The sequence below is a fragment of the Sphingomonas sp. genome (assembly GCF_019746015.1).
Classification (GTDB): Bacteria; Pseudomonadota; Alphaproteobacteria; order Sphingomonadales; family Sphingomonadaceae; genus Sphingomonas.
This window is the reverse complement of the sequence record NZ_JAIESM010000074.1, coordinates 1-19,322: the sequence shown is the minus strand read 5'-3', so window position 1 is coordinate 19,322 and position 19,322 is coordinate 1. Positions and strand designations below refer to the sequence as shown.

17 protein-coding genes are annotated in these 19,322 nt (G+C 66.7%); 12 read left to right on the top strand and 5 right to left on the bottom strand.

The genetic code is table 11. The features are described 5' to 3' along the window. Nucleotide 1 precedes the first annotated feature (1 nt). The 5 genes from K2Y03_RS10760 (at nucleotide 2) to K2Y03_RS10740 (ending at nucleotide 4,161) form a co-directional block, all read left to right on the top strand. Nucleotides 2-910 (top strand): aldo/keto reductase, encoded by a 909-nt coding sequence (locus tag K2Y03_RS10760; protein ID WP_294090678.1) that lies wholly within the window; start codon nucleotides 2-4, stop codon nucleotides 908-910. Next, nucleotides 907-1,971, top strand: coding sequence for an LLM class flavin-dependent oxidoreductase (locus K2Y03_RS10755; RefSeq protein ID WP_294090662.1), 1,065 nt, complete (start codon nucleotides 907-909; stop codon nucleotides 1,969-1,971). The genes K2Y03_RS10760 and K2Y03_RS10755 overlap by 4 nt, the downstream gene beginning before the upstream one ends. 87 nt (nucleotides 1,972-2,058) lie before the next feature. Continuing rightward, nucleotides 2,059-2,646, top strand: a complete 588-nt coding sequence (locus K2Y03_RS10750) for an NADPH-dependent FMN reductase (protein ID WP_294090661.1) — start codon at nucleotides 2,059-2,061, stop codon at nucleotides 2,644-2,646. Further along, on the top strand, nucleotides 2,639-3,832 hold the full coding sequence (locus tag K2Y03_RS10745; RefSeq protein ID WP_294090660.1) for a molybdopterin-dependent oxidoreductase: 1,194 nt from the start codon (nucleotides 2,639-2,641) through the stop codon (nucleotides 3,830-3,832). The genes K2Y03_RS10750 and K2Y03_RS10745 overlap by 8 nt, the downstream gene beginning before the upstream one ends. Next, on the top strand, nucleotides 3,829-4,161 hold the full coding sequence (locus K2Y03_RS10740) for a cytochrome C nitrite reductase (RefSeq protein ID WP_294090659.1): 333 nt from the start codon (nucleotides 3,829-3,831) through the stop codon (nucleotides 4,159-4,161). Before K2Y03_RS10745 ends, K2Y03_RS10740 begins: the two co-directional genes overlap by 4 nt. Before the next feature lie 139 nt (nucleotides 4,162-4,300). Here the strand turns inward: K2Y03_RS10740 and K2Y03_RS10735 are convergent, their stop codons facing one another. After that, nucleotides 4,301-4,663, bottom strand: coding sequence for a response regulator (locus K2Y03_RS10735; protein ID WP_294090676.1), 363 nt, complete (start codon nucleotides 4,661-4,663; stop codon nucleotides 4,301-4,303). 34 nt (nucleotides 4,664-4,697) lie between these two features. Here K2Y03_RS10735 and K2Y03_RS10730 point away from each other — a divergent pair, with 34 nt between their 5' ends. Genes K2Y03_RS10730 through K2Y03_RS10715 form a run of 4 tightly spaced genes read left to right on the top strand, consistent with a single transcriptional unit; the run spans nucleotide 4,698 to nucleotide 7,271 of the window. Further along, nucleotides 4,698-4,970: a DUF3572 domain-containing protein gene (locus K2Y03_RS10730; protein ID WP_294090658.1), complete on the top strand. Its 273-nt coding sequence runs from the start codon at nucleotides 4,698-4,700 to the stop codon at nucleotides 4,968-4,970. Continuing rightward, complete coding sequence (locus K2Y03_RS10725) at nucleotides 4,967-5,590, top strand: HAD family hydrolase (RefSeq protein WP_294090657.1); 624 nt, start codon at nucleotides 4,967-4,969, stop codon at nucleotides 5,588-5,590. Before K2Y03_RS10730 ends, K2Y03_RS10725 begins: the two co-directional genes overlap by 4 nt. A gap of 33 nt (nucleotides 5,591-5,623) precedes the next feature. Then, on the top strand, nucleotides 5,624-6,085 hold the full coding sequence (locus K2Y03_RS10720) for a RidA family protein (protein ID WP_294090656.1): 462 nt from the start codon (nucleotides 5,624-5,626) through the stop codon (nucleotides 6,083-6,085). A gap of 40 nt (nucleotides 6,086-6,125) precedes the next feature. Continuing rightward, entirely contained in the window at nucleotides 6,126-7,271 is a 1,146-nt protein-coding gene (locus K2Y03_RS10715) for a GNAT family N-acetyltransferase (RefSeq protein ID WP_294090655.1), read from the top strand. Here the strand turns inward: K2Y03_RS10715 and K2Y03_RS10710 are convergent. Genes K2Y03_RS10710 through K2Y03_RS10700 form a run of 3 tightly spaced genes read right to left on the bottom strand, consistent with a single transcriptional unit; the run spans nucleotide 7,234 to nucleotide 11,820 of the window. Beyond that, nucleotides 7,234-8,862: a hypothetical protein gene (locus K2Y03_RS10710; protein WP_294090654.1), complete on the bottom strand. Its 1,629-nt coding sequence runs from the start codon at nucleotides 8,860-8,862 to the stop codon at nucleotides 7,234-7,236. The genes K2Y03_RS10715 and K2Y03_RS10710 overlap by 38 nt on opposite strands. A gap of 10 nt (nucleotides 8,863-8,872) precedes the next feature. Further along, nucleotides 8,873-10,564, bottom strand: coding sequence for a hypothetical protein (locus tag K2Y03_RS10705; RefSeq protein WP_294090651.1), 1,692 nt, complete (start codon nucleotides 10,562-10,564; stop codon nucleotides 8,873-8,875). A 35-nt stretch (nucleotides 10,565-10,599) separates the two neighbouring features. Further along, the gene (locus tag K2Y03_RS10700; protein ID WP_294090649.1) at nucleotides 10,600-11,820 is read right to left on the bottom strand and encodes an argininosuccinate synthase; all 1,221 of its coding nucleotides are present in this window, start codon (nucleotides 11,818-11,820) and stop codon (nucleotides 10,600-10,602) included. 86 nt (nucleotides 11,821-11,906) lie between these two features. Between K2Y03_RS10700 and K2Y03_RS10695 the strand changes: the two genes are divergently transcribed. Continuing rightward, nucleotides 11,907-12,323, top strand: a complete 417-nt coding sequence (locus K2Y03_RS10695; RefSeq protein WP_294090648.1) for a DUF1801 domain-containing protein — start codon at nucleotides 11,907-11,909, stop codon at nucleotides 12,321-12,323. Between the two features lie 9 nt (nucleotides 12,324-12,332). Here the strand turns inward: K2Y03_RS10695 and K2Y03_RS10690 are convergent, their stop codons facing one another. Then, nucleotides 12,333-13,403 (bottom strand): alpha/beta fold hydrolase, encoded by a 1,071-nt coding sequence (locus K2Y03_RS10690; protein ID WP_294090647.1) that lies wholly within the window; start codon nucleotides 13,401-13,403, stop codon nucleotides 12,333-12,335. A gap of 215 nt (nucleotides 13,404-13,618) precedes the next feature. Between K2Y03_RS10690 and K2Y03_RS10685 the strand changes: the two genes are divergently transcribed. Continuing rightward, complete coding sequence (locus K2Y03_RS10685) at nucleotides 13,619-15,352, top strand: hypothetical protein (RefSeq protein ID WP_294090646.1); 1,734 nt, start codon at nucleotides 13,619-13,621, stop codon at nucleotides 15,350-15,352. 38 nt (nucleotides 15,353-15,390) lie between these two features. Next, nucleotides 15,391-19,322 (top strand): YDG domain-containing protein (locus K2Y03_RS10680; RefSeq protein ID WP_294090645.1); only part of this gene is annotated, 3,932 nt, incomplete at its 3' end.

Sequence of the window (19,322 nt, the reverse complement as noted above, 5' to 3'; positions counted from 1 at the left end):
GATGTCTTACCTAACTGTTACACGCGATTCCAGGCCGCTCGGCAAGAGCGGATTGATCGTTTCGCCAATTGCCTGGGGAATGTGGCGTTTCGGCAACGCAACTGCCACCGAGGCGCAAGCCCTTGTCGAGGCGGCGTTCGACGCTGGCGTCACCCTGTTCGACACGGCCGATATTTACGGTTTTGACGGGCAGGGCGGCTTTGGCGATGCCGAAAGCCTGCTGGGCCAGGTGTTCGCCGCCGCGCCGGCGCTGCGCGACCGGATGGTGCTGGCGACCAAGGGCGGCATCACCCCGCCGGTGCCCTATAATTCCAGCCGCGCCTATCTGATGGAGGCGCTGGACGCCTCGCTGCGGCGGCTGCGCACTGACCATGTCGAGTTGTACCAGATCCACCGCCCCGATATCCTGGCTCACCCGCAGGAAGTGGCGCGCACGCTGGAGGACATGGTGACCAGCGGCAAGGTGCGTGCGGTGGGCGTGTCCAACTATACGCTCGCCCAGCATCAGGCGCTGGCGGCGTTGCTCACTGTGCCGCTCGCATCGACTCAGCCAGAATTCTCGCCGCTGCATCTGGAGCCGATCGAGAACGGCCTGCTCGACCATGCGATGGCGCAGGATATCGCCGTGCTTGCCTGGTCGCCGCTGGGCGGTGGCCGGCTCGGCGATCCGCAGGATGAGCGCAGCCGCCGCGTCGCCGACGCGCTCGATGCGGTTGCGGCAGAGGCTGGCGTTTCGCGCACGGCGGCGGCTTATGGCTGGATCATGGCGCACCCGGCGCGGGTGATTCCGATCGTCGGCACGCAGAACCGCGCCCGCATCGCTGAAATCGCCGACGCCTTCGCGATCCGCTGGACGCGCCAGTCCTGGTACGATGTTCTTGTAGCTGCCCGGGGAGAAAGGCTGCCGTGACCGAGTTGCCCAAATGCGAGATCAGCTGGTTTTCGGCGCTGTGCGACGACGATTATGAATTTCTGGGCCAGCCCGATCCGATGCTGCGCTCAAGCTGGGAGCATTGCCGCGACATCGTGCTGCAGGCCGAAACCGGCGGGTTTGACAATATCCTGCTGCCATCGGGCTATGCGCTGGGTATCGACACGACTGCCTTTGCCGCCGCGATCGCGCCGATGCTGAAGCGGCTGGCGCTGCTGATGGCGGTGCGTGTGGGCGAAAGCTGGCCACCGCAGCTGGCGCGCCAGATCGCGACGATCGACCGGATGCTGGGCGGCCGGCTGAAGGTGAACATCATCTCGTCGGAAATGCCGGGTGAAACGCTCGGCTCCGCCCCGCGCTATGCGCGCACGGTGGAGGCGATGCACATCCTTCGCACGCTGCTGAACGGCGAGCCGCTCGATCACCAGGGCGAATTCTGGAAGCTGAAGCTCGATCCGCCCCGCATCGGCACGCTTTCCGGCAAAGCGCCGCAGCTCTATTTCGGGGGGCTCTCCGAAGATGCGCGCGAAGCGGCGGCCAAGGGCTGCGACGTCTATCTGATGTGGCCCGACAAGCGCGAGGCGGTGGCCGAGATCATCGCCGACATGAAGGCGCGCGCCGCCAAATATGGGCGCACGCTGAAATTCGGCTATCGCGCGCACATGATCGTGCGTGAGACGGAAGACGAAGCGCGCCTCTACGCACAGCGCCTGCTGAGCAAGCTCGATGCGGCCGAAGGCGCGGCGATCCGCGCGAAATCGCTCGATTCGGCATCGGCCGGGGTGGCGGCGCAGGCAGCGCTGCGCGAGGGCGCCGATGCGGACGGTTATGCCGAGGCCAATCTGTGGACCGGCATCGGCCGTGCCCGCTCCGGCTGCGGCGCGGCGATCGTGGGCGATCCCGACCAGGTGGTGGCCAAGCTCAACGATTACCGGTCGATGGGGATCGAGGCATTCATCCTGTCCGGCTATCCGCACGCGGCGGAGGCGGATCTGGTGGCGCGCCACGTGCTCCCGCGTATCGACCACGCTATGCTATAGCACGCCCGGGATCGGTGCGGCCGGGCGATTCTCCTTTTCGACCCGGCGCCGTGCACCGCCACCCGGCGCGAACGGAGTGAACCGGTTTTGAACGCAACGGACCTGCAACCCCGGCCACTGGTCGTTGGCATCGGGGGCACCATCGGCGGTGTATCGTCCACCGAACGCGCGCTGATGATCGCGCTGGAGGCCGCCGCGCGCGAAGGCTTTGAGACCCGCCTGTTCGGCGGCGACGCGCTGGCGCGGCTGCCCCTCTACAACCCCAAGGCGCATGAGCGCACCGGCGACGAGCAGGCCTTTGTCGAGGCGGTGCGGGCGTCGTCCGCCGTCATCATCGCGAGCCCGGGCTATCATGGCAGCATTTCCGGGCTGGTGAAGAACGCGCTCGACCTGCTGGAGGAAACCGCGCAGGACGGCCGGCCCTATCTGGCCGACATGCCGGTGGGCCTGATTGCCACCGCCTATGGCTGGCAGGCGACCGGCAGCACGATTGCGGCGCTGCGCTCCATCGTCCACGCGCTGCGTGGCTGGCCGACGCCCTTTGCCGCCGCCATCAATAGCCAGCTGACCAAGTTCGACGGCGATGGCGGCGCCAATGATCCGGCGGTGCTCGATCAGCTGGCGCTGATCGGCCGGCAGGTCGCGCGGTTCGCGCCGCTGGCCGCGCATGGCTGAGGTCAGCCGCCGCGCGGTGCTGGGCGGCCTGGTCGCCGGCGCGGCGGTGCCGGCCTGGGCGCAGCAGGCGTCGCGCACAACGCTGGGCTTTGCCAATGGCGAGCGGCTGATCGACAGCGGCTTTCCCGAAAAAGGGCCGATGATCGTCCAGCGCACGCGCGCGCCGCTGCTCGAAACGCCGTTCGAGGTGTTTGACCGGGGCATCTTCACCCCCAATGACCAATTCTATGTCCGCTGGCATTATCAGGACATTCCGCTGGAGGTGAACACGCGCAGCTTCCGCCTGACGCTGGGCGGGGCAGTGGCGCGGCCGCTGTCGCTGAGCCTTGCCGAACTGCTCAAGATGCCGCGCGTTGAACTGGCGGCGGTCAACCAGTGTTCGGGCAATTCGCGTGGTTTCGTCAGCCCGCGCGTCGCCGGCGCGCAATGGGGGCATGGTGCGATGGGCAATGCGCGCTGGCTGGGCGTGCCGCTGCGCCACCTGCTCGATCTGGCAGGGGTAAAGCCCGGTGCGGTCGCGGTGCGCTTTGCCGGGCTCGACCAGCCGCCGTCCGACGCGCCCGCCTTCGTCAAATCGCTCGCCATCGACCATGCCCGCGATGGCGAGGTGATGGTCGCCTTTGCGATGAACGGCACCGCGCTGCCGATGCTGAACGGCTTTCCGCTCCGCCTGGTGGTGCCGGGCTGGTACTCAACCTATTGGGTGAAGGCGCTTGACCGGATCGAGGTGCTGACTGCGCCCGATGACGGCTTCTGGATGAGCACGGCGTACAAGGTGCCCACCGCGCCCTATGGCAGTGTCGCGCCCGGCCTTGCCGATTTTCCCACTGTGCCGATCAGCCGGATGGTGCCGCGCAGCTTCATCACCAATCTGCGTGCCGGTGCGCGGGTGCCGGCAGGGTCGCTTGCGCTGCGCGGCATTGCCTTTGGCGGCGCGAGCGCGGTGCAGACGGTGGAGCTGAGCATGGATCGCGGTGCCCGCTGGCTGCCGGCGACGCTGGGGCCGGACCAGGGGCGTTATGGCTTTCGCGGCTGGCAGGCCGAGCTGATGGTGCCGCCGGGCGTGCACGATCTGTCGGTGCGTTGCACCGCTGCGGATGGGCAGGTGCAGCGGTTCGAGCCGGTGTGGAACCCCGGTGGTTATATGCTGTCGACGATTGAAACCATATCGGTGACGGCGGCATGAGGCGGCTTGCCATCCTGGCCGCCCTGCTGGCCTGTGGCGCACAAGCGGGCGCGCCGCCGGCGAGGCCGGTGCTCAAGTCGAAGGCGATCGACTATCCGCAGGACCGGGTCACGCTGCCCGAAAGTCCTGCCAATGATCTGATCACGCAGAATTGCACCGGCTGCCATTCGGTGGAGTTCTTGACCGCCCAACCGCCGCTCGATGCGAAGAAATGGGCCGGCGTGCTCGCCAAGATGCGCAAGGTCTATCACGCCCCCATCGATCCCGCCGACGATGCGCGGCTGGTGGAGGCGCTGGGCACGCTGCCGGGGCAGGCACCGGCGCACTGATCCGCCAAGGATCTGATGATGCCACCAGACCCGTTCGCCCCGAGCAAAGTCGAGGGACGGAGTGCCAAACGCTGCGCCGGATCGGCGTGTCTCGACTGCGCTCGACACGAACGGTGTTTAGGCTGGCACCTGACCGGCCCTAAAGCAGCGCCTTCACCTGCGCGACGAAGGGCATCAGCGCGATCGGTTTCGACAGATAGGCGTTGGCGCCGGCCGCGCGGATGCGTTCCTCGTCCGCCCGGCTGGCATAGGCGGTCACCGCCAATATGGGAATCGCGCCCAGCACCAGATCGGCCTTCAGCTGCGCGATCAGCTCATGCCCGCTCATATGCGGCAGCTGGATATCGGTGATGATCAGGTCCGGCTGGAACTCGCGCGCGCGGGCCATTGCTTCGCGGCCGTCGCGCACGCCTTGCGTCTCGAAGGCGTGGGCGCGCAACAGGTCACAGAAAAGTTTCATGTTGAGTTCGTTGTCCTCGACAACCAACACCCTTTTTGCCACGTCGCCCGCCATGCTCATGGCGGTACTCTAGGCAATGCGCGTGCCCGACACAAATCACGACCCCGCCGAACTGGCACTGCGCGCGCTGGTGTGGATTCTGGCGGATGACGGCCGTGCTGAGCGGCTGCTCGCGCTGACCGGGCTGTCGCCGGAGCGGCTGCGGCGCGATGCGGGTAATCCGGCGCTGCTCGCCGCGGTGCTGGGCTTTCTGGAAAGCCATGAGCCCGATCTGCTGGCATGCGCGGCGGCGCTGTCGGTCGCCCCGCCCTCACTCTGCCGGGCGCGCCAGTTGCTGGAGGATGCATGAAGCCGCTGCTCATCTGTGATTGCGACGAAGTGCTGCTGCACATGGTGCGCCATTTCGGCCTGTGGCTGCGCGAGCGGCACGACATCGATTTCTCGCTGGCGACCGGCGACTTCACCCAGGCGATGAAGCGGCCCGACGGCAGCGGGCTGACGCGCGAGGAGATGTGGGGGCTGCTCGACCAGTTCTTCCCCGGCGAGATGGAGCGCCAGACGCTGGTGCCGCATGCGGCGGAGGCGCTGGCAGCACTTGCCGAAACCGCCGAGATCGTGATCCTGACCAATTTGGGTGATCATTGCCGCGACCACCGCATCGAGCAGCTGGCCCGGTTCGGCATCGCGCACCGCGTGGAGACCAATCAGGGCGGCAAGGGCGATCCGGTTGCGCGGCTGATGGCGGAACATGGCATGCCAGTCACCGTCTTTGTCGACGATCTGGCGGTCCACCACGACTCGGTCGCGCGCCACGCGCCACAGGCGCACCGGCTGCACATGATCAGCGAGCCCGACCTTGCCCGCCACGTGCCGCCGGCGCCCGCTGCCCATGCCCGGATTGATGACTGGCGCAGCGCCCAGGCGTGGATCGCCGCGCGCTTTGCCGACGGGCGCCATGCCAGCGCTTGACCGCGCGGCACGCGGCCGGATAAGCGCCGCTGCATGGACATAGTCACCGCCAAGCTCGCCGAACTGGGCCTATCGCTGCCCGAAGCCGCCGCCCCTGTCGCTGCCTATGTGCCGGCGGTTGAGCATGGCGGGCTGCTCCACATTTCCGGTCAGCTGCCCTTTGACGAGGGGCAGGTGATGACCGGCCGGGTTGGTGAAAATCGCGACCTGCCCTTTGCGCAGAAGGCGGCGGAACGCTGCGCGCTGATGCTGCTGGCGCAGATCAACAAGGCGCTGGGCGGGTTCGACCGGGTCGAGCGGATCGTGAAGCTGGGCGTGTTCGTCAATTCGGCGACCGGGTTTACCGATCAGGCCAAGGTCGCCAATGGCGCGTCGGAACTGATGCAGGCGGTGTTCGGCGATGCCGGGCGGCACGCGCGCAGCGCAGTGGGCGTCGCGGTGCTGCCGCTGGGCGCCGTGGTGGAGATCGACGCGATCGTCGCGCTGAAGCGCTGACCCGGTTGCCTGCGCACGCAAGGCGACTAGACTGGCGGTCGTGAGCGCTGCCGTCACCGCCCGCATTGCCAATGGTGTCTCGCGCATCGATGCAGCGGCGTGGGATGCGTGCGCGGGGCAAGATAATCCGTTCCTGAGCCACGCCTTCCTGTCCATCCTGGAGGAATCGGGCAGCGTTGCGCCCCGCGCCGGCTGGCAGGCAGTGCCCGTGGTGATCGACGGCGCCGATGGCTGCCCCGCCGCAATCGCGCCCGCCTATGCCAAGAGCCACAGCCAGGGCGAATATGTGTTCGACCATAGCTGGGCCGATGCCTGGCACCGCGCCGGCGGCCAATATTACCCGAAGCTTCAGATTGCCGTGCCCTTCACCCCCGTGCCCGGTCCGCGCCTGCTGCTGCGCGACGGTTCACAGGCCGCCGGGCTGATCGCTGCGTTGGAGGCGGTGACGGTGGAGCATGGCCTGTCGAGCGCGCATGCCACCTTCATCAGCCCCGACCAGGTGCCGCTGTTCGAGGCGGCCGGCTGGCTGATCCGCACCGGCACGCAGTTCCACTGGCATAATCAGGGCTATGCCGGGTTCGACGATTTCCTGGGTGCGCTTGCCAGCCGCAAGCGCAAGGCGATCCGCAAGGAGCGCGAGGGCGCGCTGGCCGGCCTTACCATCCGCCACCTGACCGGCAGTGACCTGACCGAGGGCGCGTGGGACGCCTTCTGGGCATTCTATCAGGATACTGGCAGCCGCAAATGGGGGCGGCCCTATCTGACGCGCGCCTTTTTCTCGCTGCTGGGGGAGCGGATGGCGGACAAGGTGCTGCTGATGCTCGCCGAGCGCGCTGGCCGGCCGGTGGCGGGGGCGCTGAACCTGATCGGCAGCGATACGCTTTATGGCCGCTATTGGGGGTGCGTGGAGGAGGTGCCCTTCCTCCATTTCGAGCTGTGCTATTATCAGGCGATCGACGCGGCAATCGCGCGCGGCCTGAAAACGGTGGAGGCAGGCGCCCAGGGAGAGCACAAGCTGGCGCGCGGCTATGCGCCGGTCACCACCTGGTCGGCCCATTTCCTGCCCGACCCGAATTTCCGGCTGGCCGTCGCCGATTTTCTGGCGCGCGAACGGGCAGCGGTGGCAGCGGACCAGGCATTTCTGGAGACTATGACTCCGTTTCGGCGCGCCGGGGCGGGGGAATAAGCTCCTCGCGCCGCACCTGCGGCCCCGGCTGGTCGTGGATGACCTCGAACAGCCCGCTGCCGGTTTCGGGATCACGCCACAGCGGCTTCAGCCCCGCCTCCAGCCCCCTGGGGTAGGGCGGCGGGATCATGATCCACACATAATCAAAGGTGTGCCGCGGGAACAGCACCAGCGAGCGCTTCAGCGGCCGCCACCATTCGCGTGGGCATTGCTCGTGCGTCACCAGCTGCGACGGATCGTGCGCAAAGCCCTTCAGCCGGTGGCGCACGGTCAACAGCTGCGCACCCGCCATCGACCATTGATCGTTGGTATAGGCAAGCTTGCGCTCCAGCGCGATGGCCGGCACGTGCTGCAGCCGGCTCATGAACCATTGATTGTTGCACGTCTCGCCAACGAACGAGACCAGCCGCGCGCCGACCGGAATGTGATCCAGCGCCTTCAGCTGGCGATCATAGCTGTCGGCATAGAGCCAGAAGCTGGCTGTGTTGCTGCCGATCCGTACCACGAAAAAGGCCAGCCCCAGCGCCGCGACCGTTGCTGCGCGCTCGATCGACAGGCCGCGCTTAGGGCGCAGGCCCACGAGCGCGATGGCGATCATGAACGGCGCCAGCCGCATGTCGGCATAGGCAGAGCCGAACACGATGCGCGGCAGCAACAGGAAAACCGCCAGCAGGAACAGTGCCGACAGCACCAGATTGCGCGAATATTCGATGTTCGGGTCGCGCACGCCCTTGAACAGGATGAGGTAGAGCACGGCGGTGGAGGCGATGTCGAACGCCTGCCACCGGTCGCGCAGTACCATGGTGATCCAGCCGATCTTCGCGCGCCAGTTGAACCAGTCGCCAGTCTCGCCGCCGACGTTGGAGCCTGAGCGCCAGGCGATCATCATCAGGATGGGCAGCGCCAGCGGCAGGCAGTTGAGCCCCGCGCGCGTCCACGCTGCCAGCCAGTGCCGCGCGCGCTGGCCGAGTGTTGCATAATCCTGGGGCAGGCGGTCGTGCTGGCGGATCATTTCCGCCGAGAAAGCGAGCACGCCCAGAAACCCCCAGCCAAAGGTGTGGCACAGCCATAACAGGCAGGACGCAGGCACGAAGATGGCAGCACGGAGCCCCAGCCGGTTAAGCCGCGCCAGTCGCAGCCACAGCGCGAACAGGTTGAGCGCCACTGCCATCGACAGCGAGAAATTGACGAAACCGAAATGGAACGGAAAATTATAGGCCAGCGGCAGTGCGAACAGCGCGGTGGCGGGAATGCGTCCATGCACCTCGCGCGCGATCCACAGCAGCCCGGTCACCGTCAGCACCGGAATGCAGATGACCAGCAGCTTCACCGCCAGCTCCAGCCCGAAGACGGGGGCGAGCGGGATGATCAGCAGGTCGAACCCCAGATTGCCGATCAGCTGCCAGTTGAAGTTGTACCATTCGCTCAGCCACGGATATTGGTCGATCGACAGCTGCACACGGTATCGGCCCATATGGCCGGGCAGGTCGACCAGCGGCGGAATGGTCGGACGCAACAGCGGCACCGCCGCCAGCAACGCGGCGACGATCACGAAGATGCGGGTTTCCCACCAATGGTCCTTGCGGGTCATCACGCCGCCTCTAGAGGGTGGCGGGGCGCTCCGGCAAGCCCGCGACGCGATAAAGCCCCGGCGCAACCGGGCGGAGCCAGACCGGGGGATCGCCGGCGCGCAGCCGGGCGATCAGGCTGTCCTTGCCGATCTCGGCCGCGATCTCGTCGAAATCGCCGGGGCAGAGCAGCACCAGCCCCGCCCCCCAGCGCCGGGCAATGCCGGCGGCGGCCTCAGGCGGCGACAGGAAGAAGCGATACATCGCGCCATTGCCGGCATTGTTGCGGTGATACGGCGCGGCGAGCACGCGGTGTCGCGTGCCGATCAGCAGGGCAGGGCCATGATCGATGCCGGCGATCACCAGCGCAGGGGGCTGGCGGGTCAGCGCTGCCAGCCCCCCGCAGCCCGGTGATGCGGCCGGGGCGACGGGCGCGACAAGGGCCTGCGCGGCGAGGGGATAGAGCATGCCGGCGGCCGCGAGCCACGCCGACGCCAGGGCCGCCGCGCCGTGCGCCCGCGCAACCGTGATGCCGGCGGCCAGCGCCGGCACGCCTACAATCGCCCCGGCATAGACGCCGCGCAGCTCGAACAGCGCGAGCGCCAGGCTTGCCAGCTGGAGCGACAGCAGCACCGCCCAGCCGGGTGCATGGCTCGCCCGCCAGCGCCAGAGCGCGGCGCCGATGCCGGCCAGCAGCAGCCCGGCATAGCCGATCGCGCTGGCGGGTGGCACGACGAGCAGCGACTGCGCCTCCGCTACATGGTCCAGCCACAGCCGCGCCAGCAGCGGGTCGACATTGCCGTAAGGATGCAGGCACGCCCGCGCCGCTGGCCAGCCCAGTGCCAGCACCGCGCCCAGCGTGACCGCGGCCGCCGCTGCGCGCGCCGGCAAGCCGGTCAGCCAGCGCGTCCCCACACCCAGCGCCAGGGCGCCGCCGCCGCCCAGCATCGCCAGCTGCCAGACGATATCGTTGAAGCCGTCACAGGCGGGATAACTCCAGCCATTACCGCCGAAGATTGCCCGCGCCGCCATCATCGCCCCCAGCAGTGCGGCGCCGAACCCGGCCAGCGGCGCCCCCGGCGCGCCGCGCAGCCAGCGCGCGGCCATCCAGCCGGCCATCACCGCCAGAAAAGGCGCGATTTCCATGCCGATCACCAGGCTGGCGGTGCTCGCCAGCGCAAACAGCGCGCCGTTCGCGGCGCCGGGCCTGCCCAGCAGCGCGCGCACGCCCAGCAGCAGCAGCACGATCTGCAAGCCGTGATGGTCGATCCGCCCTGGCGCAAACAGGCTCGTCACCGGATAGGCAATGGCCGCGACCACCAGCGCGGTGCGCGCCGATTCCGGCGCCACGATCCGCGTGATCCGCGCGACGAGGAACAGCATTGCTGCAAACAGCATCGCGGGCCACGCCACCACCGCTGCCAGTTCCGCGCCATGCTGGCCGACAAGGGGCGTCAGGCACCGGATGAACGCCGCCGGCACCAGATCGGGCAGCCGCGACCAGTGCATCATCAGGCCATTCGCCAGCCGGTGCTGCGCCATGTCGGCAAAGGGCTGCCCGCCCAGCCAGTCGCGGATCTGCTGCAGGCGGGCCAGATCGTCGGTGTCCGGCAGGCGCAGCGTGAAAAGGGCCGCCCAGTCGCGCGCGGCCCAGCCCGCGCTCAGCACGCCCGCCAGGCCCAGCGCCGCCAGGCCATCCCCCAATTTGTCGCGCGCGCGCTCCATCGTGCCTGCTTAGCGCAGGCTTGGTTAAGCCCGGCTTAGCTGGCGTCGCGCCTGCCGAGCAACCGCAGCCGCAGCGCGTTCAGCTTGATGAAGCCGGCCGCGTCGCGCTGGTCATAGGCGCCCTGATCATCCTCGAACGTCACGACCTTCTCGCTGTAGAGCGAATAGGGCGACTTGCGGCCGATGATGTGCGCGGCGCCCTTGTACAGCTTCAGGCGGACGGTGCCAGTCACCTTCTCCTGGCTGTGGTCGATCGCTGCCTGCAGCATCTCGCGTTCCGGCGCGAACCAGAAGCCGTTGTAGATGAGCTCGGCGTAGCGCGGCATCAGCTCGTCCTTCAGATGCGCCGCGCCCCGGTCGAGCGTCAGCTGCTCGATGCCGCGATGGGCGAGGTGATAGAGCGTGCCGCCCGGCGTTTCGTACATGCCGCGCGATTTCATGCCGACAAAGCGGTTCTCGACCAGATCGAGCCGGCCGATGCCATGCTTGCGGCCAAGCTCGTTCAGGCGCGCGAGCAGCGTCGCTGGCGACAGCGCCTCACCGTTCAGCGCGACGCCATCGCCGTGCTCGAAATCGATGGTGATCACCTCGGGGCTATCGGGCGCATCTTCCGGGTTCACCGTGCGCGAAAAGACATAATCGGGCACTTCCGCCCACGGATCCTCCAGCACTTTGCCTTCGGAACTGGTGTGGAGCAGATTGGCGTCGGTGGAGAAAGGCGCCTCGCCCCGCTTGTCCTTGGCGACCGGAATCTGGTGCGCCTCGGCAAATTCGATCAGCTTGGTGCGGCTGGTCAGGTCCCATTCGCGCCACGGGGCGATGACCTTGATGTCGGGGGCGAGCGCATAATAGCTCAGCTCGAAGCGCACCTGGTCATTGCCCTTGCCGGTGGCCCCATGCGCCACTGCGTCGGCGCCAACGGCCCGCGCGATCTCGATCTGGCGCTTGGCGATCAGCGGCCGCGCGATCGAGGTGCCGAGCAGATACAGCCCTTCGTACAGCGCGTTCGCCCGCATCATCGGGAAGACGAAATCGCGCACGAACTCCTCGCGCAGATCGTCGATGAAGATGTGCTCGGGGCGCACGCCCGCCATCTGGGCCTTGTGCCGCGCCGGCTCCAGCTCCTCGCCCTGGCCCAGATCGGCGGTGAAGGTCACCACCTCGCAGCCATAATTTTGCTGCAGCCATTTCAGGATCACGCTGGTGTCGAGCCCGCCAGAATAGGCAAGGACGACGCGGCGGATGGGATCGGACATCAGGCAGGCTCCTATGCTACAAAAGCGGGGCGCTTTAGGGGCTCCGCGCCCCCTGGCGCAAGCGACTCGCGACGGGTGGTGCGGCGATGGCAAACAAGACTGTCGAGACGGATGCAAGCGTGGACGCGTATGTGGCGCAGGTTCAGCCACCCCAGCGCGCGGCCGACGCGGAAGTGCTGCTGGCGATGATGGGCCGCGTCACCGGCCTGCCGCCGGCCATGTGGGGGCCGAGCATGATCGGCTATGGCCGGTACAGCTATCGCTATGAAAGCGGGCATAGCGGCGAGATGTTTCGCGTCGGCTTTGCGCCGCGCAAGGCGCAGCTCGTGCTGTATCTGATGGTCGGTTGCGGCGACAATGCAGAGCTGCTGGCGCGGCTGGGCAAGCACAAGACGGGCAAGGGCTGCCTCTACATCAACAAGCTTGCCGATGTTGATCTGGATGTGCTCGAGCAACTGATCGCGCGGCGCTGGGACGCGGTCAACGCGCGCTACCCGGACTGAGCGGGTACGTCACGACCGCGCGAGCAGCGCGACCAGATCGCCTTTCCAGAATTTTGCCCAGCTGTGCGTGCCATGGCCATGCGTGTCCGCGCTTTCGGGGATCAGCACGAAGCGCGCATTGGGCATCTTCGTCACCTCGCGCTCGGCGATGCGCAGCCCCGGCGGGTTGATGAAGTCATCGGCGCTGTTGATCCAGGTGACCGGCACCGTGATCCGCCCGAGTTGCGGGGCGGGGTTGTAGGTGCGCGATGAGTCGAGCCAGTATATGATGTCGTTCGCGTCGCTCTGGCTGGCGAGCCGTTCGATCAACCCCGCCAGCGCGCCTTCGGCCGCCGCGCGCGTGGGATAATCGGCCTGCATCCGCACCGGCGCAGTGCCCGCCGCCCAGAGCAGCAGCGCCGCCGCGCGCAGCCCCATCACGGGCGGCGCGGCATAATTGCCGCCCTGCCAGGCGGGATCGGCCTTGATCGCGTCGATCGAGGCCTTGCGCCACATCCGGTTGCGCCCGGCCAGTTCCACCGGCAGGCAGGCCAGCGGCATCAGCGCGCGGGCAATGCCGGGGTCGGTGGTTGCGTGCACGAAGCTCAGCATGCAGCCCATCGACGTGCCCATCATCAGCCGCAGCCGCTGCACGCCGAAATGCTCGCGCAGCATCCGCTGCTGCGCGTTGACGATGTCCTGATAGTCATAGGCCGGAAACGCCATCTTCAGCCCGTCGGATGGTTTGGACGACCCGCCATGGCCGATCGCGTCGGGCAGGATGATGAAATAGCGCGCGGTGTCGAGCGGCTGGCCGGGGCCGAACAGTTCGCCGGCGAAAAAGTCGCGGCTGGTGAACTGTGCGCCGCTGCCGCCGGTGCCGTGCATGATCATCACGGCGTTGTCGACCAGGCCATCCGCCCCGCGATGCGGCGTGCCGATGGTGCGGTAATGCTGGCGCAGTTCGGGGAGCGTCTGGCCCGTGCCGAAGCGGAAGTCGCGGATCACGAAATCGCCCTCGCGCGCGGGCCACTCCGCCAGCGCAGGACCCGCCCCCAGCAGCAGCGCCAGCAGCGCCGCGATCAACCGCAATATCGCCATATCCTCTTCCCGCCCCCTTATGGCACCGTGGCAGCGTGGCAGCGTGCGCCAGATCGGCGACCGTGTCGATATGGCCTGCGGAGCCGCTCACGCTCCGCGATAGAAAAAAGTCTGATTTATGACAGCGTTTTCTAAATGATGTTTAAGTTCAACAGTATTGACAGCTCCCCCGGAGCACTTGCTAACGCGGACGAAACGACTGTTGGGGAATCGTAATGGGGGGACGTATCGCCGCCGCGCTTTGCGCGACGACGTGTGCAATTGCGGTTGTCGGCGCCACGCCGGCATCGGCGCAGGTTCGTGGCAGCTTGCCGTCGCGTGAGCAGGTGGAAGGGCCAAAGCCGGCGACCGAGGCGCCCAATAGCGCGGTCCGGGTGAATGACGAGCGTGCCGTGGCTGCCCCGTGCGCCTTCACCGATTCGACCATTGAAGTGGCAATCGATCGCGTGCGCTTTGTCGGGCCGGATGGCGCTGCGCTTGCGCCCGAACTGATCGACGCGCTCGCCGCGATAAAGCCCGCCGGCGGCAAGCAGAAGCTGGCCTATCTGTGCACGCTGCGGGACGCGGCGGCCGCCGAACTGGGCGCGCGTGGCTATGTCGCCGCCGTCAGCATCCCGCCGCAGGAAATCAACGCCGGCGAGGCGCAGTTCACGGTCATCGCACCGCGCTTTGGCGATATCCGGGTGGAGGGGTCTGCGGGCCGCGCCGAGTCGCTGCTGCGCGCGCGGCTCAACCGGCTGAAGGCGATGCCGGTGCTCAACACGCGCGAGATCGAGCGCATGCTGCTGCTGGCCAACGACATTCCGGGGCTGGAAGTGGTGATGTCGATCCGCGCCGGCGCCATGCCCGGGACGGTGGATGGCGATGTCCGCGTCCGCCACGCGCCCTATCAGGTGACTGCGTCGATCGACAATTTCGGCCCGCGCGCGCTGGGGCGTGAGAGCGGCACGGTGCGCGCCGACTATTTCGGCCTGTTCGGCCAGGGTGACCGCACCTTCATCGGCGGCAGCACGACCTTCGACATCAACCGCCAGCAGACGATCCAGGCGGGTCATTCGATCCAGACGCTGGGCGGCAGCACGATCGGCGTGCGCGGCACCTATGTCTGGTCGCGGCCGCAGCTGGGCGCGCTCGATCTCGATGCGCGCTCCTATGTGATCGGGATCGAGGCATCGACCCCGATCGTGCGCAGCGTCGACACCCGCGTCGACCTGAGCGCGGGTTTCGACGTGATCGGCCAGAGCGTGGACCTCAACGCGCTCGGCTTCCGCTTCGCGCTGACGCGGGACGATCTGCGCGTCTTCTATCTGCGCGGCGCGGCCCAGTTCCGTGGTGCTCAGGCCGAGGGCTGGGACCGGTATGGCGTGACCATCAACGCCGAAATCCGCCAGGGCATCGACTTTGGCGGGGCGACCCCGGTCAACTTCCTGCGTGCCGATGGCGCGTCCGCCAGCCGCTTCGACGGCAGCGCCTCGCGCACCGTCGTGCGCGGTGGCACCGAAGGCTTCTTCGCGTTCAACCGCTGGTTCCAGATCGCCGGATCGCTGCAGGGCCAATGGTCGAGCGGCGCGCTGCTGTCCTATGAGGAGTATTTCGTCGGCAATCTGACGCTGGGCCGCGGCTATGACCCCGGCGTGACCGGCGGCGACGTGGCGATTGGCGGGCGGGTCGAGCCGCGCTTCACCTTCGAGGTGGCGCCGCGCACGACGGCGCAGCTGTTCGGCTTCTACGAAGCGGTGCGCATCTGGAATTACGATCTGGGCACGGCCGAAGATCATCGCTCGCTGCGCAGCTGGGGCTTTGGCGCGCGCGCCACGATCAGCGGCGCCTTGTCGCTGCAGGCGCTTTATGCGCGGCCGGAAAATCCGGAGCTGCTGCTACCGGGCGCGCCGCGTGCCGGGCAGCGTTTCCTGTTCCAGATCACCTATCAGTTCAACCCGCGCCGCTGACCACCAGGATCGACAAGAAAATCGTCGGAGAGATTGCCATGAAGACCCGCTCGCTGCTTCGCCTCGCCCTTGTCGCCTCCACCGCATCCAGCGCGCTGATCGCGGCGCCGGCGATGGCGCAGAATCTGCCCGACACCGGCAATGTGACGGCGGTGACGCGCGGGCTGGGCGGCACGCCGGGGCCGACGACGCCGACATTCTCCAACCCCACCCCGCAGCAGCTGCAGATCGGGTTGCGGGACAACCGCACCATCCTGACCTGGCGGGGCACCGGGTTCGACGTGGCAACGGGCAACACCGTCAACTTCGTCGATGCGCGCGCGACGACCGGTGTGACCAACCGCACCACCAACATCGCCGTGCTCAACCGCGACCTCAGCAACGGTGCCAGTTTCATCAACGGCTCGATCACGTCCAGCAACAACATCTCGGTGATTCTGGTCAACACCAACGGCATCAATTTCGGCGGGCCGACGGGCGGGACGATCAGCACCGGCTCGTTCATTGCCAGCACCAACGATATCAACAGCGACGACGATTTCCTGAACGCCGCCACTTCGCTGCGCTTCGGGCGGCCGGGCACCGCTGCTGCATCGATTGTCAGCGGCGGCATGGCGATCACGGCGAACGGCACGGGGGTCTCCAGCGACGGTGGCCGCTTGGGCGACGTGGTGCTGATCGGCCAGCAGCTGACGATCAACAACAGCGTCAACACCGCTCAGATCACCGCCGCCAATGGCGATGTCGGCATGATCGTCGCGCGCGACGTGACGGTGCAGTTCGCGCCGGGCAGCCCGCTGTCGTACACGATCACTGAGGGCAGTAATTCCATGGCGCAGACGCCACTTTTACTTACTCAGGGCATTTCTGCGCGCAACGTCACGATGGGCATGTTTTTCGCAGGCGGCCCAAATAATCTTTCGACCATGTTGGTTGGCGGGTCATTGACAGCCACCGGCGCCACGGTGACCGACCGCGGCGTGGTTCTCGTTGCGGGCAGTGCGGCACCTGGCGTAACCTTGGCGAGTGCGCCAGGCACGCAAATCGGTAGCTTGATCAATACGTTCGGGCTGATCAATGTCCAAAACGCGGTGACGAGCGCTGCAGATATCTATTTTTCCACCGGCATTGGCGCTGGCACCAACGGGCTCAGCAACAGCACGGCCGGCAATCCCACCATCGGAACTTTGTCGGCCAGCCGCTTACTGCGCATTGATGGATCGACGTTCAACTCGGCAAACTCGGCCAATACCATACGTGGCGGCACGGTGCGGTTTAACACCGGGGCTACGCTAAACGGCTCGGTTCAGGCGACGGCTGGCGACCTGATACTAAACGCGCCGGCGGCCCCGTTTTTTTTGAACGCTAACGCCAGCGCATCTGGAAACATCACCGGTACATTTTCTGGCCTAACCGTTGGTTTAGCCGCCGGTATTTCGGCCAATGGTAGCGTGACCTTGGCAGGAAATCTGACGTTGAATGCCGGCACGCTGATTGCCACAGGCGCTATTGACATTACCGGGTCATTATCCGGCGCCTACATTGAATCGACCAGATCAACCGTCACACAACGCGGCGGCACTGTATTCCTGTCGACCGCTCGTGCAGCTGGCACTATCGATATGACCAGCACGGGCGGCCTGCGGATTTCAACGGTTGCCAGCACCGGCGGCAATGTGCTGCTTCGCGCGCCGACCGCATCTGGCCAGGGCCAGTTGCAATTTGACTCGATGACCGGGCAAGATATCACGCTGATTGGCTCCGGGCTTTCGGGGGGATTTAGTACAACCGACAATGCGGGTCAGATCTCGGGTCGCAATGTAACGATCAATCTCGGTACGTTGGCGGATTCTGCGCGTCTGTCGACCGTAACAGCCTCAGGCGATCTGAGCATTACGGCAAACAGCATCACCGCATTCACGCTCACATCCACAGGCGGCAGCGTGACGCTTAACGGCGGCCGGGTGGTTGACGTTAGGCTGGGTCTGAACGCGAATAGCTTCGTTTCAATCAATGCGACGGGCACGCTCGGTACACCAAATGTTTCGCTCAATAACGTCGTCGCTACCACGGGTGACCTGAGCATCACGGTTAACAATGGCGGCAGCCTGATTTTGAACGGCGCGACCGTTGGTCGAGACTTGATGGTTGCCCTCAACGTGCCCACGCAGTCGGCGATCGGTGGCCGGGCGACGCTGCAAAGGGGCTTCTCGGTTGGCCGCAACGCCATGATCACTGCATCTGGCTTGTCGTCGCGCGTTGAATTCGGGCCATCATTCTTCGGCGATCCCGCTTATATGGCCAATGGCGGCTTTAGCGTCCAGGCCAGCGCGATCTCGTCGCTCTCGGGCGCGCAGCCGACCGTCATCATGGCGAATGCGGCGGGCACCACCACCAATGCCCCAACGCTCGATCTTTATGCGACCGGCAATCTGGCCAGCATCATCCTGGCGTCGAACACGCAGCTGATGGGCGGGCCGGCGCGCCAGTCCGACATTCGGGTCCGGCTGGACAATGCCGGGTCTCAGCTAACATTCGGCAGCGTCAGCGCGCGCGGGCTGTTGGGCGCGATCGGGGCGAACACGCTCTTTACCAACGGCCTGTCGACCACCAACGCGATCAGCTTTGCCGGCGCCTCGACGCTGACCAACGACCTGTTGCTCACTGGCAGCACCATCAGCCTGGCCAATTTCACGGTGACCAATGGCGCGATGACGCTGCGTGCGGTGAGTACCGATGTTGCTTTTGCTGGCTTGACCATCACCTCTGCCCTGACCGCGACGGGCGACATCGTGGCGCGGGCGGCTGCCGGCAATCTGGTGCTCAGCACCAATGCGCGGCTGACGGCACCGAATGTCGTGCTCTCGGCCCCGGGCGCCTTTGTGAACGCGACGTCGGGCACGGCCTCGCCGATCACCGGGCGCTGGGTGATCTATGCCGGGGCGCCGACCGGCAACCAGTTTGGCACCAACCTCAACTCGAACAACACCGCGCTGTGGGGCAGCACGATCGACACGCGCGCGCCGTCGACCATCACCGGCAACCGCTATGTCTTCGCGCTGCGGCCGACGCTGACGGTGCTGCCCGACAGCTTCAGCAAGGTTTACGGCACCGATCTGACCGGGCCGGGGGCAATGATCCCGTTCACCGTTACCGGTTTCCAGCCCGGGGTCGCGAATGCGTTCCTGGCGGATACAGCCGCCACCGCGTTTAGCGGCACGCCCGGCTTCACCTCGGCCGGGCTGGCGCCGCGCGCGAGCGTCGCCGGTGGCCCCTATGCCCTGTCGGCCGGACTTGGCACGCTTGTCAGCGCCTCGGGCTATGCCTTTGCCTTTGGCGCGCCGGGCCAGATCACCGTCACGCCGCTGGCGCTGACCAGCAGCGTGCAGGTCAACGCCAAGACCTATGACGGCAATCGCACGGGCACTGGCACCGTGACGCTGAACGGCGTGGTGGCGGGTGACACTGTGGGCACCGCCGGTACCACCTTCACCTTTGCGGACCGGAATGCGGGCCTCGGCAAGACGGTAGCGATTGCGGGCACGACGCTGACCGGCGCCGATGCCGGCAACTATACCTTTACCGTGCCGGCAACCGCGCTGGGCGATATCCTGCGCGCGGTGCTGACCGCCAACGTCACGGCCAACAACAAGACCTATGACGGCAACCGCACTGGCTCTGGTAACGTGACGCTGAACGGCGTGGTGGCGGGCGATGACGTGGGCACGGCTGGCACGACCTTCACCTTTGCCGACAGGAACGCCGGGACTGGCAAGACGGTGACGATCGCAGGGACGACGCTGACCGGCGCCGACGCGGGCAACTATACGCTAACGGTACCGGCAACTGCGTTTGCCGACATTCTGCGTGCGGTGCTGACTGCCAATGTCGTTGCCAACAACAAGACCTATGACGGCAACCGCACTGGCTCTGGTAACGTGACGCTGAACGGCGTGGTGGCGGGCGATGA